Below are 25,768 nucleotides of genomic sequence, written 5' to 3' on the forward strand. Positions count from 1 at the left end.
TAATATAAAAGCTATACTTATTAATTTAAGTATAGCTTCTAATTTTATTTGATTTATAAATATTAAACATAAAAAGTTAATTGTTAATGTTTCAATATTTAATTATTTGAATTTTTGTGGAAATTGCTTAATTATACCATCAACAAGTATATCAGCGAACATAATCATGTGATCTTCACCTTTATCAAATGCAATAATATCTGAGCTCCAATCCCCATTTAATCTAGCTACAGCTTGAGCTGTAACAAACTCTAGATGCTTATGTAGCATATCTTTTAGAGTTTGATTTGAGTAGTTAGGGTTAGCAGAACTTAAAAAGTCAGCTATTTGATCAGCATTTTCATACCATAATTTATTATATTTTTCTAAATCATCTTTCTTTCCGTTTTTAGCTGCATCAACAACTTGACCTGCAAGTTCTATATGTTCTCTCAATAAAGTGGCAAGTTTATCTCCGGCTTCTTCACCATAATATGGTTTAATTGATGAACCGATATCATCTTGATTTTTAAGAAGTCTTTCTAATACAGGACCTTTATCCTCAAGTGAGTCTAAGTCACTTACAATAAAGCTTCTAATCCATAAAACATGGTCTATCCAAAGTTTCCTTTCTGCCATTCTTAACTCACATGTAGCTTTATTATAGGGTATATCTTTAGATTCTCTATCTTCTAAAGCTTGAACTTTAGTTGGTGATAAGATTAAAGATAATAAAAATAGTGAAAATACTGTGTTAACTAAAGTTTTTTTCATTAATATATACTCCTTTAATAATTAGATTTCAATTTTAGTTTTTTTAAAGTTGAATAGAAGTATACATAATTAATATATATTTTTTATTTAATTAGAGCTTATATATAATAAGGGGTGCTAATAATTTAAAATAGGATACTATTTTAATTTAGCATCTAATTCATTTGATATTGCTAAGTTATAAATATAAGCATTATTTACTTCATTTATAAAGTCAATTTTCTTTTCCTCTGTAAGATTAATATCAGCTAACATTTTGTGATATTTCATAACATATCCTCTTAAATCAGTAATTTCAGGGAATCGATAGTAGTTTAATCCTTCAGCAGATATATTATAGCTTGTACTTAATAGAGATAAGAATGTTCTACCACCAAATAAGTCAGCTAAAAATCTTGTATAAGCATAAGCTACAACAAGCTCAGGGCTTTTTTCTGATAACTCTTCAATTTTAGCAACACAAGCTTCAGTAGAAGCAAGAAGTTTCATTGAATCTAGCTTATCACCTAAAAGGAATTCTAAATCCTTTCTCATAAGTTCAGAACGATATAATTCTTTAGTAACAAAAGGTTTAACTATTTCATTATTTTCATTTTTATCTAAAGCTACTTCAATTGCTCTATACATTCTTTCTAAGTTAAAGATATATTCAGCATATCCTTCAACAGAAGCAGTTCCATCCATTAATTTTTTTATATATCCTGTATTTTCTGCTGCACTATGCAATAGTGAAGTCTTTTCTTTAATATCCATCATAAATTTCATTTCTATCACCTCGAGTATATTATATTATTATTTAATTGATAATATATATCATTAGATAATAATTATCAAATATCATAACTGATGAAAAAGATTAATTCTGATTAAAATAGTCTGATATACTCGTGATTTCTCTTAAATTCTTAGTATTTTCTATTGGGTTACATAACTTAACAATTAGTATAAGTTTTAAGCGTGAATACTGAGTAAAAAATTCTATTTAGAATAATTTAAATATTAGGTAAAATATATACATAATATCTAGAGTGAAATATATACTTATGTGTGAAGATAGGAGTTAAAAATGATAAAACCTGAGGTAATTAAATATTTTAGTGAAAAAGAAATGAGAATATATGATTATATAAATAAAAATAGCGATAAATTTCCTTATATGACAATAAGAGAAGTAGCTGATGAAGTATCAGTATCAACAACGACTATATTAAATTTTATCAAGAAGATAGGATATCCTAATTATAGTAGTTTTAAATATGCATATAAGGTAAAGGAAAAGAAAGAAAAAAGCAAAGAGAATAAGTATGATTTTAAGGAAGTCATAAAATGTTTAGATAAATTTGATTCAACATTTTATAAAGATAAATTTGAATGCGCCATTAATATTTTAAGAAATAGTGATAATGTTATATTCATAGGGATAGGGAATTCAGGTATTATAGCTCAATATGGAGCAAGGTTATTTTCAAGTATTGGGAAGTTTTCGTTAGCTATAAATGACCCATATCTAAGAGTTGGTTATTTAGGTGCAAGGTCTACTATAATAGTTTTATCAGTATCTGGAGAAACACCAGAAATTATTAGGGAAGTCAAGGAGTTTAAAAAGCTAGGATGTAAGATTATTGTAATAGCTACAACTGAGAATTGTACCCTTTCTAGAATGTCTGATGTTACAATCCCGTATTATATTGAGTCTGTTTATAATGAGTTTATAGATATAACTACCCAAATGCCTGCTATAGGAATAATTGAAAATTTAAGTAGAATATTAAGTAATTAAGACATAGCTAAATAAAAAACGCTATGTTTTTTATTTTTGACAAAAAAACATAAGATGATTACTTTTTATAGAACTCCCAAAGTTATTCAAATTTTATTCACAATTGATATAATTATTTTTGAAATCGATTCAAGTTATAATTAATAATTAATTAATTTTGGTTGGCCAAATATATTTTAAAATCTTTATCAAAGAAAGGATTGAAATAAAATATGATGGAAAAATTCCAAGCATTTATGGAAAAGTATTTCGTTCCATTAGCAACAAAGCTTAATGGACAAAGACACGTTGCTGCTGTACGTGATGCATTTACATTATCATTCCCACTTACAATGGGAGGTTCATTAGTTATATTAATCAACTACGTTTTATTATCACCAGATGGATTCGTTGCAAGTATACTTCACTTAGATAAGTTAATTCCCAATTTAGCAGATTATCAAGCAATATTTACTCCTATTATAAATGGTACTACTAGTATCCTTGCAATTATTATAGCGTTTCTTACAGCTTATGAATTAGCTGGAAACATGGGTGGAGATAAGTTATTATCAGGTATAACATCTCTTTCATGTTACTTTATAATGTATCCAACTGCTCAAGAATTTGTAAATGGTGGTTCAGGTTTAAGCACTACTTACTTTGGAGCACAAGGATTATTCGTTTCTTTATTAGTAGGTTTAGTTGTAGGAGAACTTATAACTAGATTAAGTAAAAATAAAAGATTACGTATTGCGATGCCAGAAATGGTTCCACCAGCTGTATCAAAATCATTTAACTTATTAATACCTATAATAATGGTTTTAGGTTTAGCAGGTTTAGCTAACTTCATATTCTTAAAGGTTACACCAGATGGTATACAAGCACTAGTTTATAATGTAATACAAGCACCATTACAATCTTTAGGAAGCTCAATGGGAACAATCTTAACCTTTGTAGTAGTTCAACAATTATTATGGGTTTTAGGTATCCATGGACCAAATACTTTAAGTGCATTAAGATCAATTATATTCGCAGAACAAGGTCTTATTAATTTAGAATATACAGTAGCAGCTGGGACTGCATGGGGAGCTCCTTATCCAGTAAACTGGGGATCAATAAATGATGCATTTGGTAATATTGGAGGATCTGGTGCAACACTAGGATTAATTTTAGCAATATTCCTTGTAGGTAGAAAAAATAAAGCACAATATGAAATTAGTAAGATGGCACTTGCTCCAGGGTTATTTAATATAAATGAACCAATTATATTTGGATTACCAATAGTTATGAATCCAATTTACGTAATACCATTTATATTAGCACCAGTTGTATGTAATATTATTGGATATTTATGTGTAGCAGTATTTGAAATTATACCACCTGTAGCATATAGTGTTGCATGGACAACACCTGGATTCTTAATACCTTTCTTAGGGTCAGGAGCTAATAACTTCTTATCATTATTAATAGGTATTTTATGTTTAGGGGTAAGTACACTTATTTATATGCCATTCGTAATGGTTAGTGCAAAAGCTGCACAAAAAGATGATGACCTAGAAGTGGAGGAAGTAGTTTAATGGATAAAAATTTCTTATGGGGTGGAGCTGTTGCTGCACACCAACTAGAAGGCGGATATAATGCTGATGGTAAAGGATTATCTATAGCAGACGTAATGACAGTTGGAGGCAATGGTATTCATAGAAGAATTACAGATGGAGTCGTAGAAGGAGAAATATACCCTAACCATGAAGCAATTGATTTTTATCATCATTATAAAGAAGATGTTGCACTATTTGCAGAAATGGGATTCAAGTGCTTTAGAACTTCAATTTCATGGGCAAGAATATTCCCTAATGGAGATGAATTAGAACCAAATGAAGAAGGGTTAAAATTCTATGATGATTTATTTGATGAATTATTAAAAAATGGAATAAAACCAGTTATTACATTATCTCATTTTGAGATGCCATATAATCTTGTAAAGCAATATGGCGGATTTAGAAATCGTAAATGTATTGATTTCTTTGTTAGATTTGCAAAAGTATGTTTTGAAAGATATAAAGATAAAGTTGAATATTGGATGACATTCAATGAAATAAATAATCAAACTGCAGTTGAAAATGAATTTGGTATATATACTTGTTCTGGAGTTAGATTTAAGGAAGATGATAATCGTGAAGAGCTTATGTATCAAGTTGTTCATCATGAGTTTATAGCAAGTGCTTTAGCAGTTGCTGAAGGTAAAAAGATAAATCCTAACTTTAAAATTGGATGTATGCTAGCATGTGTACCTGTATATCCTTATTCTTGTAATCCAGATGATGTTATGCAAGCAGTAGAGCAAATGCATCAAAGATATATGTTCACAGATGTAATGGTAAGAGGTTACTATCCATCATATACTAAAAAGTTCTGGGAAAAGAATAACTTAAATATTGTTATGGAACCAGGTGATGATGAAATATTAAGAAATGGATGTGTAGATTACATCGGATTCTCATATTATATGTCAGCAACGACTAAAACTGGTGAAGATACAATAATGGCTGGGGTTAAAGGAGCTGTTCAAAATCCTTACATTAAGTCAAGCGATTGGGGTTGGCCAATTGATCCAGTAGGATTAAGATACTCTTTAAATGTTCTTTATGAAAGATATCAAGTACCTCTATTTATAGTTGAAAATGGATTTGGTGCTTATGATAAATTAAGTGAAGATGGAAAATATCATGATGATTATCGTGTAGAATACTTAAGAAAGCATATTGAGCAATTAAAGAAAGCGGTAGATGAAGATGGCGTTGATGTTATTGGATATACTGTTTGGGGATGTATAGATGTTGTTTCTTATGGTACTGGTGAGATGGAAAAACGTTATGGGTTCATTCATGTAGATAAAAACAATAAAGGTGAAGGTACTTTAAGAAGATCTAAAAAGGAATCATTTAATTGGTATAAAAATGTTATAGCTTCAAATGGTGAAGAGCTATAGTATTTAGATAGAAAAGTTGACAAAGGAGTTACCATGAAAGAATTAATATTAAAATTAAAATTTGATAAGCCAAATAATGTAGGATTTTTCAGAAGATTTATATCATATATGATAGATTGGTATATTGGTGGAATACTAACTTCATTACCAATTATTTTAACTTATACAGCTATGAATAATGGCAATATAGGGATTATAGAGCAAAACATAAATATATTTGAATATCCTTTAAATATAATAATTGGACTTGCATCATTCATGGTAGCTGCACTTTACTATGTATATGTACCTATGTTTATAAATAATGGACAAACATTAGGAAAGAAAATAATGAAGTTAAGAATAGTAAATAATGATTATACTCAAGCTTCAAAAAAGCAATTATTTATTAGACAATTTGTTATTATTCTTTTATTAGAAGGAAGTCTTTATACTTCAAGTAATATGTTACATCAAGTAATTAATGAAGTTACTGGAGCAAATATTGTAAGTATATATAATACTATAGGTATAGTTATAACAGTCTTTTCAGCACTACTAGTTATAATGTTTAAGTCAAGAAGAGCTTTACACGATATTATAATAAATACTAGAGTGGTAACTGAAAATTCACCAGAATTGAGTATGGCATAAAAATTGAAAATATAAAATATATAAATCAGGGGTTAAGTTTAACGTCTGATTTATATTCTTTTCAGGGTCTTTAAATTAATAATAAAGTAAAAATTATATGTAAATATTGATTATTGAATAGATTGTTTTGTCTAATTTTATAATAGGAAACATAAATATAATAATGAAAATATAATTGGGAGAGGATTAGGGTATGAAGTATTTAGTATTTGATGTTGGAGGTAGTGCTATAAAGTATTCTCTAATGAATGACGAATTAGAAATGTTAGAAAAGGGAAGTGAAAAAACTCCATTAGATTCATTAGAAAATTTTAAGCAAGTCATAAAGGGGATTTATGAAAAGTATAAAGGACAGATTGATGGAATAGCAATGTCTTTACCAGGATTAATAAATAGAAAAACTAATAGGATGCAAATTCCAGGTGCGCTAGAATATAACTTTGGTGTAGATATATTAAGTGAGCTAAAATCTGTAACTACAGATAGGTTTACAATAGAAAATGATGCAAAATGTGCTGCGTTATGTGAAGTAACTTACGGAAGCTTAAAAGGGACAAGTGTAGGTGCTGTATGTATCATTGGTACTGGAATTGGTGGTGGAGTTACCATTGGGGATAATGTTTTAACTGGAAGTAATGGGTTTGCTGGAGAGTTCAGCTATTTTTCAACTAATTGGAGAGATTATGAAGGGTTTAATAGTAAATGGGCAGTTGAGAACAGTGCATTTACATTAGTCTCTATGATTGCGCAAGCGAAAGGGTTAAAGGCTGAAGATTTAGATGGAATTAAGGCTTTTGAATTCTGTAATAATGGTGATAAAGCTGCTTTAAAAGCTCTAAGTGATTATTGTGATATAGTAGCAATGGGACTATGGAATATCCAAGCTACTGTAGATCCAGAAAAAATTGCTATAGGTGGTGGAATAAGTAGACAGCCAATTCTTATGGAGTATATAAATAAATCATTAGAAAAGGTTTATTCAAAAATGCCTATTCCAATTCCTAGAGTACAAATAGTAAATTGTAAATTCTTTAATGATTCTAACTTAATTGGAGCTTTAGCAAACTATAAAAAAGTATATAAATAATATAAATAGCTATATGAAGATTTTTATCAATCTTTGTATAGCTATTTATTTTATTAATCAACTACAGGAAAATACTTCATTTAAAATAATATATTATGTATTTTGATTATAATTTGGTAAAATGAGTATGTTAAATTAGAGCGTATTTTACATAAGTATAAATTTAAGTATGTAGGGGATGAAATAAGTATGAATCTTTTGGAAAAGGTAAAGTCACTTAATGAATTAGAATATTCTATTTATGTACATTTAAATAAGGATAAGAATAAAGTTAAAGATTTAAGGTTAAAAGAGGTAGCAGATGAATTGCATGTATCAGCTTCAATGATTACAAGAGTATGTAAAAAGTTAGGCTTTGATGGATTTAGTGAATATAAACTACATTTAAGATACAATGAAGAAAATAATAGAAAAGTAAAAGATGAAAAGTTAAATTACCTATTAGATTATTTTCAGAGGTCGACTACTGAAAATTCAATATTAGAGATAAAGAAGGTTGCAAATGCTATAGTAAACAGTAACGAAGTATTATTTTTAGGATTAGGCTTATCTTCAGCAATAGCTAAATATGGAGCATTATTATTAAATCGTAAGGGCTTTAGAACAGCATTTGTTGATGATATGAGCTGGCGTGTAGAAAATATTTACGATTCAAAAACATTAGCAATTATTTTGACTGTATCAGGTGAAACTGAAGAAGTTAATAAGGCTATATTGAATTTAAAGACTAGAGATATAAAGATTGTAGTTATTAGCAATAGCGAGATGTCTACAGCTGCAAGTTTAGCAGATTATAGTATAGGGTATTACGTACCAAATAGTAGAGATAAATACTTTCATAATTCAGCAACTCAAGTTCCAGTAATACATATTATCGAAAGTATAAGTGATGAAGTTCAAAATTTAATAAAGTTATAATTGCACTATCAATAGATAAAATATGCAGTTAATTAAAAAAACTAACCTCTTACATCTAATAATTAACCACTTACCTAATTCCAGTTTACAGGAAATTTTAAGGAGAATATAATTAATAGTGTGGAGAGTGAAGAGATGAGAATACGAATTGAAGTTGATGATAGAATTGAAGAAAATGAAATTATCGTCAGATGTAGTGAATTAAATGATGAGGTTAAGAATATACAGAAGTTATTAGCTGAAATATTATCACAAAGTAAGCAAATAATCTTTTATAAGGGAAATACAGAATATTATATTTCTTTAGATGAAATTTTATTTTTTGAAACTGAAGAAAGTAGTATAAGTGCACATACCATTAATGATGTGTATTCAGTAAAGTATAAACTTTATGAATTGGAAGAGATTTTACCAAATAATTTTTTAAGAGTTTCTAAATCAACAATTCTAAATACTAATCATATTTACTCAATAACAAGAAATATAACATCTGCAAGTATAGTAGAATTTCAAAACACACATAAAAAAGTATTCGTATCAAGACATTATTATAAAGTATTACAATTTAAATTATTAGAAAAGAGGAGATAGGATGAAGAGCGATAGAATATTCTGGGGAGTATTTCTTTTACTTGGAGCAGTATTTTTGCTTGTAAGCAAATTAGGATATTTTTCAGATATAAATATTTTTAGTTTACTATTTACAATATTATTGGTAGCAATAATTATAAAGAGTATTATAAAGCTTAGTTTTCCAGGTATATTATTTCCATTAGCTTTTATAGGAATAATATATGATGACAAGCTTGGAATTACGGCTATTACTCCATGGACAATTTTATTTGTAGCTTTACTTGGAAGTATAGGATTATCATTAATTTTTAATAAAAAACCTAAATGGAATAAAGCTAATTATAAATGGGATGGAAACGCAACAGAGACTATTGATATAGAAGATGAAGGACATATAAAGTTAGAAACATCATTTGGGAGTAGTATAAAGTATATAAATACAGATAAATTTGAATATGCTAATCTTAAGTGTTCCTTTGGAAGTATGAATGTATATTTTGATAATGCTATAATGGAAAAAGAAAATGCAGTGGTTAAGATTGATGTATCTTTTGCTGGAATGCAACTATATATACCAAGAGGATGGAATGTTATAAATAACACAAGTGCTTCTTTTGGAGCTGTTGAAGAGAAAAATAGAATAGATGCAGTCAAAACTAATACATTAACTTTAATAGGTGGTATAAGTTTTGCAGGAGTAGAAATTTTCTATATTTAATTTATTAAAGGCGACAATATTTATTGTCGTTTTTCTTTTTTAATATTTTTAATTTTAAATATACGTAATAGATTATTAAGTAAAAGGATAAACGTTAGATATAAATTAGAGTAATATTAGATGCAATTAATTAATAAAATATTTTAGAAATCGAAAATATGATAAATACCATATTTAATATTTGAAAGAAGGATTATATGATGGATGATTTATTATTTAATGTTTACGAAAGAGCTGAAAAAGGAAACAAAGTAAGAAAAAGAGGAGAAATTCCATGTGTTATTTATGGAGATGAGACACATAAAGCTATATCTGCAAAGATGACAAAAAAAGAGATGTATAGATTATTAGGTTATCCTAAAAATTCAATAATATCTCTAAATTTAAATGGAGATATAAAAACATGTATAGTTAAAGAAACTCAAAAAGATATATATGGGAAAGTTGCTCATATAGATTTTCAAACAATAAGAAAAGGGGAAGTAGTAAAATTAGGTATACCAATTACTTTTGTAGGACAAGATGCATTAGCAGCTAAGAGTTTATTGCTAGAGACTTTTGTATCAGAAGTAGAATTACAAGGGGAACCAAATAAATTTCCACCACATATAGAGGTAAATGTATCTAATCTACAAGCAGGTAATAGAATTTATATTAGAGATTTACCAATTCCTAAAGATGTAGTAGTAGAAGAAAATGAAGACTTAGAAATAGCTAAAATTGATAGTATTATTTATGAGAGTGATTCAGATGACAATAATACTACTACAGTAGAATAAAATAAGTTAGAGCTATTGAATTTATATTTGATAGCTCTAACTTATTTTTTACAATTATTTTATAGCTTTTTTAAATTCTTTATACCCTATTAAAACAACCCAAACATATGCTAATGTTTTTGGTACCATAAGCATTCCAACAAAGAAGTTTTCAGAAGCCCAAAGAACAACTGGTGCATAGAAGGCAAATGATAAGAACACAGCTATACCAAGGTTTTTATAATCTCTATCATTATTTTTAGCTCCATAGCTATATAAAAGATAAATCATAATAATTCCCATAATTGCAAATGGAATATTTCTATATATACCCCAGCTTAAAGGTGGATTATTTATAAACCATTCATTTTGAGGGAATAAGCAAAGTATTATTCTTATAGCAGATAATGTATACATTGTTATATCTAATAATTTTGAATTTTTAACATCAAATCTTATTTTCCAAATCTTATAAAGTATTAAATAAAATATTGTCATAGTAATTGATGTAACTAGTTTTCCGAAACCTAAAGCAGGTGCATTGTTTTCTAACCCTGTAGTTAGTAAAGCATAAATTCTTGGTATAAGGTGGAATGAATCACCTAATCCTAATATTAATGACATAAAACCGAACATTTTAAAGTATTGATTATCTTTTGATTTTCTTATCATTATTATTCCTAAAGAGATAACGGTAGTTAAATAAACTACATGAAAAATTGGTTCCATAATTGCTTGCATAATTTTATTCTCCTTAATTAGTCCTTTTATTTTGAGTGTCAGTTAAGTACCGGCGTCTGATATTAGTTTATTATAGACATATTTATTTAATATAAACTGTATCTTAAATCCATCTTAAATAAATTGGTTTTACGAGAAGAGAAAAGTTTATATGATATAATCTAGAAAATAAAAGGAGTGATATTGATGAATAATATTTTTGAGAAGTTTAAAGTTTTAATAATAGATGATGAAGAAGATATTACTGATATTTTAGATACAGTATTAAAACGTGAGGGATTTAGCAATATTTACATAGCTAATAATGGAACAGATGGAATAGAGTTATTTAAAAAAGTTAATCCAGATATAGTATTGCTAGATATTATGTTACCAGACATAAGTGGATACGATGTTTTTAATGAACTTAGAAAAGATAGTCAGATTCCAATATTATTTATATCAGCAAAGACGGAAGAGGTGGATAGACTTTTAGGCTTCGCTATAGGTGCAGATGATTATATAACTAAACCTTTTAGCGCAAAAGAGGTAGCTTTTAGATTAAAAGCTAGATTAAAAACTTTTGATAATGTAGTTACAAATAAAAATATTAAAGAAAATAAGATAATTAAATTTGGTGATATAGAAATAAATGAGGAAACTGGAGAAGTATATAAAAGTGGAAAGCTTCTCGAGCTTACAGCAAAGGAATTAAAATTGTTAATTTATCTTGTGAATCATCCAAATAGAATTTTAAGCAAAGAAACCATATGCAATGAGGTATGGGGTGAAGATTTCTTTGGATACGATAATACAATTACAGTTCATATAAGAAGACTTAGAAAAAAGATAGAAGATAACCCATCTAAACCTAAATATTTAATAACTGTAATTGGCTTAGGATATAAGCTAGTTATGAAAGGTGAATAATATATGAGAGGAAAGCTTATAATTCATTACTCTGTGTACATCATTTTAGCTTGTGTATTTATAGCCTTTGTAAATATTACTTTTATGGGAATTAATATTTATAAAAAAGGTGGATTATATAATTATCATCCTGAGGAGATGATTTCAGCTTTTAAAGATTATATAGTTTATTCGGAAGATGGAAATATAGAGGTTTCAAATGATGGAATAAATAAATTGATAGAAGAGAACTCAGGAATTCAGATTTTAGACAAAAATAATAGAGAGGTATTTAGTTATAATAAACCTGAAATAGCTCATAGTAATTATTCAAATGTACAACTATTAGAAACATATAATAATGAGGATGTTACTTTGTTTTTAGATGAGAAAGAACTAGAAGGAGAAAGATATACTTACTTATTATTTTTAGATCCTTCTAGGGTTAAGCGAATAACTTATTCTTATGATGTTAAGTTGGTAGACGAAGCTCATATGTTTCCTATATTAATTTTATTAAATGTATTTTTAATCTTGGGAATAAGCTTTTTATACACCTTAAGAATAACAAAGCCTATAAATAGAATAGTAAATAAAATATCGAAGCTATCTAAAGGTGGATATAAAATAGATACACCACAGAAGGGAATATATTATGATGTTGAAAAGTGTTTAAGTCAGCTAGCAGGAATATTAACCTTTAATGAAAAGGAAAGAGAAAAACTTGATGAAATGAGAGAGGAATGGATTTCTAACATTTCTCATGATATAAAAACCCCTCTTACATCAATTATAGGAAATGCTGAAATAATGGCAGACACAGAATATGAAATAGATGATAGAATAAGAGAGAAATGTTGTACGACAATAATAAATAAAAGTCAGTATATTAAAATATTGATAGAAGATTTGAATTTATCAACTAGGTTAAAAAATAATACTATAGTTTTAAATAAGAGTAAAATAAATATTGTATCTTTAGTAAGACATGTATTAATTGATATTATAAATGATGAAAAATATAACGATAGTAATATAGGGTTTAATTATTCTGATGAAGAGATAATGCTGGAATTAGATGAAGGATTAATAAAGAGAGTATTTATAAATCTTATAACTAATGCTTTTATTCATAATAGCAATGATGTAAAGGTAAAGATAGATATTCAAAAGCTAGATAGTGGTAATGTTTATATATCCATAGAAGATAATGGTAAAGGTGTATCTGAAGATGAATTAAATAATATTTTTAAAAGATATTATAGAGGAACAAATACAAGTAAAAAGATAGAAGGTTCAGGTTTAGGAATGGCTATTGCTCATGATATAATTAAAGCTCATGGCGCAGAAATTAAGGCTATAGGAAAGTTAGGAGACGGACTCAAAATAGAGATATTATTTTAGAAAGAAGTAAATAATTTTAAGGTATAACCATTAAATGTTACTTAAATATCAATATCTGATAATTGCTTTTTATATAACTATAATATATAATGTAGAAAAGAAAATTTTGGAGGAATATTATGAATACACTTAGTGTTATTAAAACAAATTTAATACATCATCATTACTAGAGACTTGGTCTGTTTAATAAACGGATACAAGTCTATCGCTGTTAGGCTTGTATCTCTGGTAATGATAAATTAAGTGTAATCATAATTTATTGTAAGCCATGTAGGATATATGCCTGCATGGCTTTTTGTTATATAAAAATAAATTATTTTAGGAGTGAATAAAATGAAAAAGAATATAATTAAACCAAGCATATTGCCAGGATTTATGGAGTTATTACCAATGGAACAAGAAATTTTTAATGATATAGTAAGTAAAATATCAAAGGTATATGAGATGAATGGATGTCTAGCTATAGATACACCAATAATTGAGAAGGCTGACGTGCTTCTTGCCAAATCAGGTGGAGAGACAGAAAAGCAAGTTTATAGTTTTCAAAAGGGAAAAAACAATTTAGCTTTAAGATTTGATTTGACTGTCCCATTTGCTAGATATGTAGCTCAATATTATAATGATTTGGTTTTTCCTTTTAAAAGATATCAAATAGGAAAGGTTTATAGAGGTGAAAGAAATCAAAAAGGTAGATATAGGGAATTCTATCAATGTGATATTGATGTTATTGGGAAAGAAAAATTAAGTATAAATAATGATGCATGGGTTATAAACTTAGCAGATAAAGCCTTTAAGGAAATAGGTTTATCTAATTATAGATTTCAAATAAGTAATAGAAAAGTATTAAAGGGAATATTAACTGAATTAGAAATAGATAATCAAGCTGATGTAATGATATTAATCGATAAAATAGACAAGATAGGTGAAGAGGTATTTATTAGTGAACTTAAAAATCTTATAGGAATTGATAAAAGTGAGTATTTAAATAAAATATTAAAACTTGATGGATCAAATGATGAAAAATTAGAAGAACTTTCAAAGCTTGATATAAAAAATGAATATTACAATGAGGGAGTTGAAGAATTAAAAAAGGTTAAATCACTATTGGAAATATTAGGAGTAGATAAAGAAAATTTTGAAATAAATTTAAAGATTATAAGAGGATTAGATTATTATACAGGAACTGTATTTGAAACAATATTATTAGGGGATGAAAGATATGGATCTATATGTTCAGGGGGAAGGTATGATAATTTAGCAGAAAATTATACAGCAAATATATTGCCAGGAGTAGGGATATCGATAGGGCTAACTAGATTATTTTTTGTATTAAAGGAAATTGGATTTATAGATAAATATAAAATTGAAAATAAATTAGAGTATTTAATAATTCCAATAGGAGATACGATGGAGTATTGCGGAAAAGTATTACAGTATCTACAATCAAAAGGTTATGGCGTAAGTATATATTTCGAAGATGATTCATTAAAGAAAAAGATGAATTATGCTAATAAAATTGGTGTTGAAAATGTAATATTAATTGGAGAAGAAGAAATAGCAAATAATAAAGTAAAAGTAAGGAATATGAAAAGTGGGGATGATATTATAATTAATTATAATTTATTAATATCAGATTAAATTTTAAAGTATAAATAAAAAGTAAGATAATAGATATATAGATGTTTTTAATAGGGGGATTGGGCTATGAGTAATTATGTGGAGGTACAAGGAAAAAAATATATATATGAAAAAGACTACAAAGAAAATGAGCGTTTAAGAAAAAGCTTTAATGAATTAGCTAATAGGACATTTGGTATTGATTTTGAACAATGGTATCAAGAAGGTTATTGGGGAGATTCTTATATAACATATTCATTAATAGATAATGGTGAAGTAGTATCAAATGTATCCGTAAGCATTATGGAGTTTAATTTTAAAGGAGAAAAGAAAATCTATATACAAATTGGTACTGTTATGACAGATGAAAGATATAGAAATAAAGGACTTGCTAGATATTTAATGGAGACTGTGATTGAAGAATGGAAGGATAAATGTGATTTAATTTATCTATTTGCTAATGATAGCGCTATTAATTTTTATCCTAAGTTTAATTTTATAGAAGCTTATGAGTATGAATACTCAATAGGTTGCTTCACTATAGACGAAGAAAGCCGTATTAGAAAGATAAATATGGAAGATAGTAATGATAAGGAGATATTTAAAAACATAATTGAAAATACAGTATTATTTTCACAGTTTGCAGTTCTGAATAATAAGAATTTAGTTATGTTTTACTGTAATTCTTTTATGAAAGAAAATATTTATTATGTAGAGGATTATGATGCCATAGTAATTGCAGAAAAAAGTGATGAGATAATATATATATTAGAGGTGTTTGGAACTAAAAATATTGATTTGGAGAGCATAATTAATAAGATTGTAAATAAGAATACGAAGAAAGTAGTATTAGGTTTTACACCATTTAATACTGTGTTATATGATGAAAAGATATTAAAAGAAGAAGATACTACATTATTTGTAATGAAAGATAAAGATAATCCTTTAGAATTTAACAATATTATGTTCCCAGTATTATCACATGCTTAATTAAAAAATGACAAATAGTAGATTTATTATGATAATATTTTATAATAGACCTACTATTTTTTTATACATAAATGTTAGCAAGTATTAAAAAGTGCAATAGTATTTTATAAGTGATTTTAAAAGTAATGTTTGAAATTAATTAATTTTCAGTTAACATATATAGGTAGTAAGAAAATGGGAAGTATAAATAATAAAGATAAGATATTGAGGAAATATTTATGAGAAAAGGAATAATTGAAAATTTTATATTATTACTCAGATATAATTTAGGAACCTTAATATTATTTGAATTGTTCCATAAAGGTATTGCATTAATTTTGGTACTACCTATTATAAAATATATATTTGAAAGTGCAATGCACAATTCAGGAATGATTTATCTAAGTACAGATAATGTATTTAAGATATTAACAAATCCTATTTCAATATTTTTATTAATCTTGTTGTTACTTATTTTTGGGTTTTATGTCTTTTTTGAATTTACAGCTACAATTATTTGTTTTGATAAATCTATAAGATATGAAAAGATAGAGATATTTAAACTTATTAAACTAGGATTACAAAAATCAGTAAGAATATTAAACATTAAAAATTACTTATTAATGATATTTATTTTATTAATAATTCCATTAACAAATTTAACATTAACATCAGGATTTATTGGAGAGTTGAAGTTACCAGAGTATATACTAGATTTTATAAAGTCTAATAAATTTTTAAATATAGTATATATGGGATTGATGATTATTTTATATATGATTGTTATTCGATGGATTTTTAGTATACATGAAATAACTTTAAATAGAAGTAGTTTTAAAGAAGCAAAAAATGAAAGTAATAGAATAACAAAAGGGAAAAATATAAAAATATTTTTATATTCAATTGGAACTTTTATAGTTTTTAGCCTTATAGGTTATGGAATTTATTATTTATTGATAATATTAATGGCTATAGTAATTAAGTATTATGGAATAGGTATTGATCTAAAGGAAATATTTATTGCTAAAGCTATATTATTTAAAGATTATTCGATGTTAATCGCATCAATTTCTAGCTTTATACTTAATCTTGCTTTTATATCAGCAATTTATTATAACTATAAAAATTTTGGATTTTATAATAATAAACATAATAAGATTAAGGTATCAAGTATGAAAAAGATTATAACAGTAGTATTAATAGTTATCCTCATACCTATTGAATCAATGGCACTTTCAATAAATAGTAATACTTTATTGAATATAGAATTATTTTATAATACTACAGCTACAGCTCATAGAGGTGGTAATGTATCAGCACCAGAAAATACATTAGCTGCATTTAAAGAGGCTATACTTGCTCAAGTTGAGTACATAGAGACTGATGTTCAGGAAACTAAGGACGGAGAACTAATACTTATTCATGATTCAAACTTTAAGAGGACTACAGGGGTAGATAAAAATGTTTGGGAAGTTGATTATGAAGAAGTGAAAAATTATGATGCAGGGAACTATATGAATCTAGGTTATACAGGAGCCAAGATACCTACACTTGATGAAGCAATAAAATACGTAAGAGGTAGATGCAAGTTATTAATAGAAATAAAACTTAATGGCCATGAAAGTCCAGATATAATAGACAAGGTTATAAGTGTTATTAAAAAAAATAGAGCCGAAAACCAATGTGTAATAGCATCTATGGATAAGGAAGTATTAAAAAAGGTAAAAGAGATAGATTCTAATTTCCTTACTTGTTATTTAACGGCTCTTGCATATGGAGATATCTATACGTTTGAATATGTTGATATATATGGTATTGAATCAACTTTTATAACTAAAGGTTTAATAAAGAATATTCATGATAAAGGAAAACAAATATTTGTATGGACTGTAAATGACCAAGGCATGATGAGCAAAATGATTGATTTAAATGTAGATAGTATAATTACAGATAATCCATTTTTAGTTAATGATACTTTATACTCAAAGAAAAATGACTTTATAAAGGTTATAGCTGATTATTTATTTTGATTATAAAGTAAATAAAATTTTTTATATAAATATTAAGTGATTAAATGAATTGAAAATAAACTATTACCATATTATGTAGATGATGCTAGGTTATAAAATTATATTAGAGGAAATTCATTAAGAATTAGATTAAAAGATAGGGTTTGTGAATTAATCACAAACCCTAAAATATTAGGTTGATTATTAGGTTACTTACTAAAAACAAGAAGATAATAATTATTTAGCTAACATAAGCTTACTTACATTAATGATAGGTAAATGAGAAACTCATACTTTAGCTAAATTATTAAAAGATTAATACTAGTTTATCATAAGAAAATTAGTAATTATCGATTTGTCATAATATAGTATATGACATGTATATTAAGGTGTTACAATAAATTTATATTGTAAAGAGAAAAAATAAAATAAAGGAATATTATAAAATAATAATTGGAATATATGATTATATCACATAATAATATTTCATAAAGATGTAAAATGATTGAATAATTTAGGATAAGTAAATAATTGATATATTTAACAATATAACGTAATATTAATTTTAAATAAATACAAGAAATTTAGGAGGAAATTTAATTTTGGGAAATATTAATATCTTTATTGTTTTTATTGAAGGGATATTATCAATCTTTTCACCCTGTATATTACCTATACTGCCAATATATTTAAGTATGTTAGCAAATAGCACTGTAAGTGATATGAATGATTCAAAGTTTAAAGGTAGCGTACTAATAAGAAATACTATATTTTTTACATTAGGAATATCAGCTACATTTTTTATACTAGGTGCATCTATAAACGCACTAGGAGCATTCTTTAATACTTATAAATATTTAATTATGATTATAGGTGGAGTCATAATAATAATTATGGGATTATTCTACTTAGGAATTATAAAATCAGAATTTTTAAGTAGAGAAAAGAGATTAAGTGTAAAATATAAGACTATGTCACCTGTATCTGCTTTTGTATTAGGTTTTACATTCAGTTTTGGATGGACTCCTTGTATTGGACCAATATTAGCATCAGTGCTTGTAATGGCATCAACAGCAGATAATATTGTAATATCTAATTTATTAATATTAGTTTATACATTAGGATTTATATTGCCTTTCCTTATAGTAGCTATATTCTATAGTAAATTAGGAAAGAGATTAAATAAGATTAAGAATCATATGGATACTATTAAAAAGATAAGTGGTATATTTATATTAATTGCTGGATTAATTATGCTAGTAAATGGATTTGTTGATGTTAATAAACAATTAAATACTAAAAATGAAAATACTGTAGAAAACAATAACTCTTCAGAAAGTAGCAGTTCTTCACAAAATAGTAGTTCTTCAAGCGAAGAAAATGCAGAAGAAGAGGATAATAGATTAGCTCCAATAGATTTCACATTGTATGATAATTACGGAAACCAACATACTTTAAGTGAATATAAAGGTAAAACAGTATTCTTAAATTTCTGGGCAACTTGGTGTCCTCCTTGTAGAGAAGAGATGCCTTATATAGAGGAATTATACAAGGAATATAATGAAAATAAAGATGATGTTATAATACTTGGAGTTGCATCTCCAAACTTAGGAAGAGAAGGTACGGAAGAACATATAACTGAATTTTTAAAGGATAATGAAATGACTTTCCCAGTAGTATTTGACGAAAAGGGATCCTTAATGCAAGGATATGGAATGAATGCATTCCCATCAACACTTATAATAGATAAAGAGGGATATATAACAAGATATATTCCAGGTGCAATGAATAAGGAAACTATGAAAATGTTAATCGAAGAGGAAAGATAATATTTATTAAAAAGACTGTAAGTATATTTAAAATACTTACGGTTTTTTTATTTTTCATAAATTACAACTTTATAGAAAAAATATCCAGTTATATGTATAATGTTAATATAAAAGTAGATAGTATATACATATTTAGTTATATATAACTATAGGGAGGCAATAATGAATAGTAATATTGAAGTTTTAGTTGTAGAAGATGATGTAGATATAAATGGATTACTTTGCAATATCCTATTAAAGAAGGGGTATAAGGTAAGAGGCGCTTATTCTGGATCAGAAGCTATAATGTGTATTGAAAAGTTTAATTATGATCTTGTTTTATTAGATTTAATGTTACCAGGAATAGGTGGAGAAGAGATAATAACTGAAATTAGAAAAGTTAAGATAATGCCTATAATAGTTATATCAGCTAAGACATCTCAAGAGGAAAAGATAAATGTTTTAGGTATAGGAGCAGATGATTTTATAACTAAGCCTTTTGATATAAACGAAGTTTTGGCAAGAGTTGAAGCGCAATTAAGAAGATATAGGCAATTTTCTGTAAATGAAAATAAAAGTAGTAAATTAATTCATAAGAATATAGTGATGGATACAGAAAGTAGACAAGTTCATTTCAATAATGAAGAGATTCAATTAACTTTAAGGGAGTTTGATATTTTAGAATTATTAATGAGTAATCCTAATAAAGTTTTTACAAGGGCAAATCTATTTGAATCAGTTTGGAGTAATGAATTTTTAGGTGATGATAATACTGTAAATGTTCATGTTAGTAATTTACGTTCAAAGTTATCAAAGGTAGATAAGGATACAGAATATGTTAAGACAATATGGGGAATTGGATTTAAACTAGCTGAATAATAATTGATGCAATTTAAATAGTAAAGATTCCATATAGATATACGTATAAGCGACTCAATTAATATTTATAATTTCTTAAAGGTATTCTTAATACTTTCTTAATATTTGCTTTAAGGTATCTTATAACCTAGCTCATATAATTAAGTCATAAGATAACGGGAGGTAATTAGTAATGAATGAAATAGTTTTAAAAACTCATGATATAACAAAGAAATATGGCAAACAATTATCAAACGATAAAGTAAATATGACAATAAAAAAAGGTGAGATTTATGGTTTAATTGGACAAAATGGAGCAGGTAAAACTACCTTAATAAGAATGATAACTGGATTAAGTCATAAGAGTAGTGGAGATATAGAACTCTTTGGAAAAAGCTCTGAAAATGAATTAGATGATGCAAGAACTATGATAGGAAGCTTAATAGAAACTCCAGCTTTTTACGGAAATATGACTGCTAGAGAAAACTTAGAAGTATCTAGATTAGTTAGAAATATAGCTGGAAAGAGCTGTATTGATGAAGTGTTAAACTTAGTTGGACTTTCTGATACTGGTAAAAAGAAAGTTAAGAATTTTTCATTAGGTATGAGACAAAGGTTGGGGATAGCGAATGCGCTTTTAGGAAATCCAAGGTTATTAATTTTAGATGAACCAATCAATGGATTAGATCCAATGGGGATAGTTGAAATAAGAGAATTACTTAAGAAGGTTAATAAAGAAAAGGACGTTACAATATTAATATCTAGTCATATATTAGGAGAACTTTCTGAACTTGCAACTTGTTATGGAATAATAAATAAAGGGAAGCTTGTAGAGGAAATTTCAGCAGATGAGTTAAGTGAAAAATGTAAGCAATATATTGAGTTAGAAGTAGATGATGCACCAAATACTACAACTTTATTAGAAAAAGAGTTGGATATAACTAATTATGAAGTATTAGAAAATAATAAGATTAAAATATTTAGTCACTTAGATTCAGTTTCTAAGGTAAATTCAACTTTATCTAGAAAAGGTGTATTAGTTGAAAGAATAGGACTAAAGGGAGAAAATCTTGAAGAATACTTTATGAATAAAATTGGAGGTGCTAACAATGCTTAGATTAGTTAAAGCTGAAATATTTAAATTATTTAAAAATAAGACATTTAGAGTATTATGTGGAGTGGCTGTATTCTTAGCAGTGATGATGACTGTTATGACAAGCTCACTTATAGAAAATATGATGATGGATAAATTAGGTGATATGCCTGAAGAAAATAAACAACAAGTGCTTCAATCAATGGGAGCTGCAGAAAGCGAAGAGCAAGTAGTAACCCCAGGAAATATGGGATTAAACTTAGTAGCTAAAGACCCTATGAATCCTACAGCTATAGAAGTTTATCATTCATCATTTGGAGCAGGTTTAACTGAAATTCTAATAGGAGTATTAATAGCAGCATTTTTAGCTAAGGAATATAGTGAAGGTACCATAAAAAATACATTAGCTTATGGAAAGAAAAGAAGAGAGTTTTATTTAGCTAAGTTTTTAGCACTTATAGTTGGAATATCAATTATAATAGCAATATTAAGTATTTTACCAACTATAGGAGCAACATTAGTAAGTGGCTGGGGACAGGAGTTTGAATTATCTCAAATAACAGGAATGATTGCTACATTTATTACAGCTGTTATTGCTAATTCAGCAGTAGCATCAATAATTATGGTAATAGCAATAGCTGTTAAGAGTAACGGAGCAACTATAGGAATAACAGCAGGATTATTCTTATTAGCGCCAATGTTTTTATCACTTGCATATGGAGTATACCCAACCTTTGATAAAATTTATGAATTAACTCCATTTTATAATACAGCATTAGCAACATCAGTTCATGCTACAGGTGGAGATTTAATTAGAGCAATAGCAGTTGCATTAATTACAATAGTAATATTCTTACTTGCTGGCACAAGAATATTTAAAGCACAAGATATAAAATAAAAATAATCCAAGCTACCTCAGAGGTTAGGGGGAATTCCCAAACCTCTGAGGTAGCTTGGATATATTACGTATTGAGGAGGTTATATGTTAATAAAGATAGGATTTATAGTGCTTATAATAGTTGTAATACTATTATTGTTTTACATAGTTAAAATAAAAAAAGAGCTTAAGTATATTTCAAATCAGATTAAAGATAGTAAGGGGAGCTATGTAAATATACATACTAAGGCTATTGATAATGACATAGAAAATTTAGTTTGTGATATAAATTTCTTATATGATGAAGGACAAAAAATACAAGCTAAGAATAAAAATATTGAGGAAGAGTTAAGAAGAAGTATTGCTAATATATCTCATGATTTAAGAACTCCATTAACATCTATAATGGGATATATTCAGCTTATAAATGAAGAAGATACTATGGAAGATGAGAGAAAGTCTTATATAGAGATTATAGAGAGAAGATGTAGTAGCTTACAAAAATTAATTTCAAGCTTTTATGATTTATCTAGGCTTCATAGTAGTGAATTTAAATTTGAATTAAAAAAGATAAATATAAAAAATATCTTATGTGATAATATAGCACAATATTATAATGAATTTGTAAATAAAGAAATAGAACCAATTATAGATATAGAAGAAAATATATCATCAATTGTATCTGATGATAAAGCTGTAAATAGAATTTTTTCTAATTTAATAGGAAATATGTTAAAGCATGGTGATGGAAAAGTAAAAATCTCCTTAAGAGAAGAGGATAAATATATAGTAACAACTTTTTGCAATAGTGCTAAAGGGCTAACCACAGAAAATGTAGAGAAAATATTTAATCGGTTTTACACTGCTGATAAATCAAGAAGTGATATGAATACAGGATTAGGGCTTGCTATTACTAAGTCATTAGTAGAAGGTTTAGGAAATAGTATAGATGCTAGTTTGGAAAATGGTATTTTAAACATAAAGATAAAATGGAATAAAGTATAAGTTTGGTAATAAAGTATATTTATTAAATAAAAATTAAATTAAATTTTTTATGTAAAAATAAGTTGACAAAAATAATTTAAGGTAATAAAATACAAATATAAAATTTAATAAATCTTCAGGGCAGGGTGAGATTCCCTACCGGCGGTAAAGCCCGCGAGCCTCATGGCATGATTCGGTGAGATTCCGAAGCCGACAGTAAAGTCTGGATGAAAGAAGATAGATGAAAAGTATAGTATAATCTTAACTATATTTAGTAAGTGATTTATTTTGCTCTGAAATATTATATATTTCAGAGCTTTTTGTTTATGCTTATAAATACTTGGGTTAACTATTTAAGGTTAATTCATAAGTAAATATGTGTTTTACATACATAGGTAGTTAAGATTTTTATTAAGTATATTAATTAATATATTGATTTTTATTAAAGTTAAGATATTAATTTTTATAAATACTTCCATTATATGGCCCTGAGATTTAATCTCAGGGCTTTTAATTTTTAATTATAAGATTTATTAAGTTTAAGTTTTTATGATTGAGAGATGATTAAAGTGGATAAAAAATTTATGTACTTAGCTATAGATTTAGCAAAGCAAGGAAATGGTAAGGTGAATCCCAATCCACTAGTTGGAGCAGTTATTGTTAAAGATGGAAGAGTAATTGGACAAGGATATCATGAAGAGTATGGGAAAGCACATGCAGAAGTTAATGCCTTTAAAAGCTTAAGAGAAAGTTCTGAAGGGGCAACTATATATGTGACATTGGAACCTTGTTCTCATTATGGAAAGACCCCACCATGTGTAGATAAAATAATTGAAAATAAAATTTCTAAGGTAGTAATAGGAACTTTGGATCCCAATCCGTTAGTAGCAGGAAGAGGAGTAAGAAAACTAAGAGATTCTGGTATAGAGGTAGTAGTTGGGATACTTGAAGAAGAGTGTAAAAATCTTGCAGAAGTTTTTATGAAATATATAGTTACTAAAACCCCTTTTGTAGTATTAAAAACTGCTATGACATTAGATGGAAAGATTGCTACACAGACTGGAGAGTCTAAATGGATTACTTGTGAGAAATCAAGAAGAAACGTTCACAAGTTAAGAAATGAATTATCAGCTATCATGGTTGGAGTAAATACAGTAGTAAAGGATAATCCAGAACTTACTTGTAGACTTGAAGGTGGAAGAAATCCAGTAAGAGTAATAGTTGATAGCAAGCTTAGAATTCCAATAGAATCAAAAGTTATAAATGATAAATTGTCTAGAACTATTATAGCTACAACGAAAGAATCCAATAAATCAAAAAGAGATAGCTTAGAGAAATTGGGAGTAGAAATAGTCGTAGTAAAATCTAAAAATGAAAAAGTAGATTTAAAAGATTTAATGATTAAATTAGGAGAATTAAATATAGATAGTATTCTTTTAGAAGGTGGAGGTACGTTAAACTTCTCAGCTTTAGAAGAAGGAATTATAGATAAGGTACAAGCTTACATTTCACCTAAAATTATTGGTGGTGAAAAATCAAAAACTCCAGTAGAAGGTAATGGAGTAGAAGAGTTAAGTAAAGCTATATTATTAGAAAATATCACTACCGAAAGTGTTGGAGAGGATATATTAATACAAGGTTATATTAAGAGAGGTGAAAACTAGATGTTTACAGGGATAGTAGAAGAAATAGGAGAAATTAAAGGAATAAAAAGAGGGGAGAAATCTTCAGTACTTGTAGTTAAGGCTAATAAGGTATTAGATAAATCAAAATTAGGGGATAGCATTTGTACTAATGGAGTATGTTTAACTGTTACAAATATTAATAGAGATACATTTGAAGCAGATGTTATGGCTGAGACATTACGTAAGAGCAATTTAGGTAATCTTTCTATTGGAAGTAAAGTTAATTTAGAAAGAGCCTTAAGTTTAGAAACTAGACTTGGTGGACATATAGTAAGTGGACATATAGATGGAATTGGTGAAGTTATTTCTTTAGTTAAAGAGGATAATGCTACTTGGGTAAGTGTAAAAGCTGAACCTGAACTTTTAAAGTATATAGTTTATAAAGGCTCTATAGCAATAGATGGAATAAGCTTGACAGTTGCATATGTAGATAATGAGATATTTAAAGTTTCTATAATTCCTCATACTGGAGAAAAAACAATACTTTTAAAGAAGAGGTGTGGGGATACTGTAAATCTTGAGTGTGATGTAATAGGAAAATATGTTGAAAAGTTATTAGGATTAGCTAAAAAAGAAGAAAGTAAAAAAACATCTATAAGCGAAAGCTTTTTAAGAGAAAATGGATTTTTATAGTGGAGGAGAGA

General features: G+C 27.1%; 24 protein-coding genes and 1 riboswitch. Of the genes, 21 read left to right on the forward strand and 3 right to left on the reverse strand.

Annotated features, from left to right (window positions below; all coding sequences use genetic code 11):
• Positions 1 to 102 precede the first annotated feature (102 nt).
• Positions 103 to 753, reverse strand: a complete 651-nt coding sequence (locus H8S10_RS07270; protein WP_186838422.1) for a glycosyltransferase — start codon at positions 751 to 753, stop codon at positions 103 to 105.
• A gap of 138 nt (positions 754 to 891) precedes the next feature.
• Positions 892 to 1,518, reverse strand: coding sequence for a biliverdin-producing heme oxygenase (locus tag H8S10_RS07275; RefSeq protein WP_055267803.1), 627 nt, complete (start codon positions 1,516 to 1,518; stop codon positions 892 to 894).
• A 301-nt stretch (positions 1,519 to 1,819) separates the two neighbouring features.
• Here H8S10_RS07275 and H8S10_RS07280 point away from each other — a divergent pair, with 301 nt between their 5' ends.
• The 9 genes from H8S10_RS07280 (at position 1,820) to H8S10_RS07320 (ending at position 10,212) form a co-directional block, all read left to right on the forward strand.
• Positions 1,820 to 2,533: a MurR/RpiR family transcriptional regulator gene (locus H8S10_RS07280; RefSeq protein ID WP_186838423.1), complete on the forward strand. Its 714-nt coding sequence runs from the start codon at positions 1,820 to 1,822 to the stop codon at positions 2,531 to 2,533.
• Positions 2,534 to 2,745: 212 nt separating this feature from the next.
• Positions 2,746 to 4,092: a PTS transporter subunit EIIC gene (locus H8S10_RS07285; RefSeq protein WP_207642912.1), complete on the forward strand. Its 1,347-nt coding sequence runs from the start codon at positions 2,746 to 2,748 to the stop codon at positions 4,090 to 4,092.
• Positions 4,092 to 5,504 carry a 6-phospho-beta-glucosidase gene (locus H8S10_RS07290; protein ID WP_186838424.1) on the forward strand — a complete coding sequence of 471 codons (1,413 nt, stop codon included), beginning with the start codon at positions 4,092 to 4,094 and terminating at the stop codon, positions 5,502 to 5,504. The genes H8S10_RS07285 and H8S10_RS07290 overlap by 1 nt, the downstream gene beginning before the upstream one ends.
• A gap of 33 nt (positions 5,505 to 5,537) precedes the next feature.
• Positions 5,538 to 6,137 carry an RDD family protein gene (locus H8S10_RS07295; RefSeq protein ID WP_186838425.1) on the forward strand — a complete coding sequence of 200 codons (600 nt, stop codon included), beginning with the start codon at positions 5,538 to 5,540 and terminating at the stop codon, positions 6,135 to 6,137.
• 193 nt (positions 6,138 to 6,330) lie between these two features.
• Complete coding sequence (locus H8S10_RS07300; RefSeq protein ID WP_186838426.1) at positions 6,331 to 7,224, forward strand: ROK family protein; 894 nt, start codon at positions 6,331 to 6,333, stop codon at positions 7,222 to 7,224.
• Between the two features lie 189 nt (positions 7,225 to 7,413).
• A complete protein-coding gene (locus H8S10_RS07305; protein ID WP_055267793.1) occupies positions 7,414 to 8,142 on the forward strand; it encodes a MurR/RpiR family transcriptional regulator in 729 nt (242 codons plus the stop codon).
• 135 nt (positions 8,143 to 8,277) lie between these two features.
• A complete protein-coding gene (locus H8S10_RS07310; protein WP_186838427.1) occupies positions 8,278 to 8,733 on the forward strand; it encodes a LytTR family DNA-binding domain-containing protein in 456 nt (151 codons plus the stop codon).
• 1 nt (position 8,734) lies between these two features.
• Positions 8,735 to 9,433, forward strand: a complete 699-nt coding sequence (locus H8S10_RS07315) for a hypothetical protein (RefSeq protein ID WP_186838428.1) — start codon at positions 8,735 to 8,737, stop codon at positions 9,431 to 9,433.
• 197 nt (positions 9,434 to 9,630) lie between these two features.
• Positions 9,631 to 10,212 (forward strand): 50S ribosomal protein L25, encoded by a 582-nt coding sequence (locus H8S10_RS07320; protein WP_084759011.1) that lies wholly within the window; start codon positions 9,631 to 9,633, stop codon positions 10,210 to 10,212.
• 54 nt (positions 10,213 to 10,266) lie between these two features.
• Here the strand turns inward: H8S10_RS07320 and H8S10_RS07325 are convergent, their stop codons facing one another.
• Complete coding sequence (locus tag H8S10_RS07325; protein ID WP_186838429.1) at positions 10,267 to 10,932, reverse strand: hypothetical protein; 666 nt, start codon at positions 10,930 to 10,932, stop codon at positions 10,267 to 10,269.
• A 186-nt stretch (positions 10,933 to 11,118) separates the two neighbouring features.
• Here H8S10_RS07325 and H8S10_RS07330 point away from each other — a divergent pair, with 186 nt between their 5' ends.
• The 12 genes from H8S10_RS07330 (at position 11,119) to H8S10_RS07385 (ending at position 25,757) form a co-directional block, all read left to right on the forward strand.
• Positions 11,119 to 11,841: a response regulator transcription factor gene (locus tag H8S10_RS07330; protein WP_055266358.1), complete on the forward strand. Its 723-nt coding sequence runs from the start codon at positions 11,119 to 11,121 to the stop codon at positions 11,839 to 11,841.
• A 3-nt stretch (positions 11,842 to 11,844) separates the two neighbouring features.
• Positions 11,845 to 13,224, forward strand: a complete 1,380-nt coding sequence (locus H8S10_RS07335; protein ID WP_186838430.1) for an ATP-binding protein — start codon at positions 11,845 to 11,847, stop codon at positions 13,222 to 13,224.
• 333 nt (positions 13,225 to 13,557) lie between these two features.
• Complete coding sequence (gene hisS / locus H8S10_RS07340) at positions 13,558 to 14,862, forward strand: histidine--tRNA ligase (RefSeq protein WP_186838431.1); 1,305 nt, start codon at positions 13,558 to 13,560, stop codon at positions 14,860 to 14,862.
• Between the two features lie 66 nt (positions 14,863 to 14,928).
• The gene (locus tag H8S10_RS07345; RefSeq protein WP_186838432.1) at positions 14,929 to 15,831 is read left to right on the forward strand and encodes a GNAT family N-acetyltransferase; all 903 of its coding nucleotides are present in this window, start codon (positions 14,929 to 14,931) and stop codon (positions 15,829 to 15,831) included.
• Positions 15,832 to 16,049: 218 nt separating this feature from the next.
• Positions 16,050 to 17,840 carry a glycerophosphodiester phosphodiesterase gene (locus tag H8S10_RS07350; protein WP_186838433.1) on the forward strand — a complete coding sequence of 597 codons (1,791 nt, stop codon included), beginning with the start codon at positions 16,050 to 16,052 and terminating at the stop codon, positions 17,838 to 17,840.
• Positions 17,841 to 18,421: 581 nt separating this feature from the next.
• A complete protein-coding gene (locus H8S10_RS07355) occupies positions 18,422 to 19,648 on the forward strand; it encodes a cytochrome c biogenesis protein/redoxin (protein ID WP_186838434.1) in 1,227 nt (408 codons plus the stop codon).
• A 162-nt stretch (positions 19,649 to 19,810) separates the two neighbouring features.
• Positions 19,811 to 20,506 carry a response regulator transcription factor gene (locus H8S10_RS07360; RefSeq protein ID WP_186838435.1) on the forward strand — a complete coding sequence of 232 codons (696 nt, stop codon included), beginning with the start codon at positions 19,811 to 19,813 and terminating at the stop codon, positions 20,504 to 20,506.
• Positions 20,507 to 20,678: 172 nt separating this feature from the next.
• Positions 20,679 to 21,602: an ATP-binding cassette domain-containing protein gene (locus H8S10_RS07365; RefSeq protein ID WP_186838436.1), complete on the forward strand. Its 924-nt coding sequence runs from the start codon at positions 20,679 to 20,681 to the stop codon at positions 21,600 to 21,602.
• Positions 21,595 to 22,476, forward strand: coding sequence for an ABC transporter permease subunit (locus tag H8S10_RS07370; protein ID WP_186838437.1), 882 nt, complete (start codon positions 21,595 to 21,597; stop codon positions 22,474 to 22,476). The genes H8S10_RS07365 and H8S10_RS07370 overlap by 8 nt, the downstream gene beginning before the upstream one ends.
• A gap of 84 nt (positions 22,477 to 22,560) precedes the next feature.
• Entirely contained in the window at positions 22,561 to 23,460 is a 900-nt protein-coding gene (locus H8S10_RS07375) for a HAMP domain-containing sensor histidine kinase (RefSeq protein ID WP_186838438.1), read from the forward strand.
• A 107-nt stretch (positions 23,461 to 23,567) separates the two neighbouring features.
• Positions 23,568 to 23,682: riboswitch (FMN riboswitch) on the forward strand.
• A gap of 326 nt (positions 23,683 to 24,008) precedes the next feature.
• Complete coding sequence (gene ribD, locus H8S10_RS07380; protein ID WP_186838439.1) at positions 24,009 to 25,103, forward strand: bifunctional diaminohydroxyphosphoribosylaminopyrimidine deaminase/5-amino-6-(5-phosphoribosylamino)uracil reductase RibD; 1,095 nt, start codon at positions 24,009 to 24,011, stop codon at positions 25,101 to 25,103.
• A complete protein-coding gene (locus H8S10_RS07385; RefSeq protein ID WP_186838440.1) occupies positions 25,104 to 25,757 on the forward strand; it encodes a riboflavin synthase in 654 nt (217 codons plus the stop codon). It begins immediately after the preceding gene.
• Positions 25,758 to 25,768: the final 11 nt, after the last annotated feature.

Source organism: Clostridium sp. NSJ-49, from assembly GCF_014287725.1.
Taxonomy (GTDB): domain Bacteria; phylum Bacillota; class Clostridia; order Clostridiales; family Clostridiaceae; genus Clostridium; species Clostridium disporicum_B.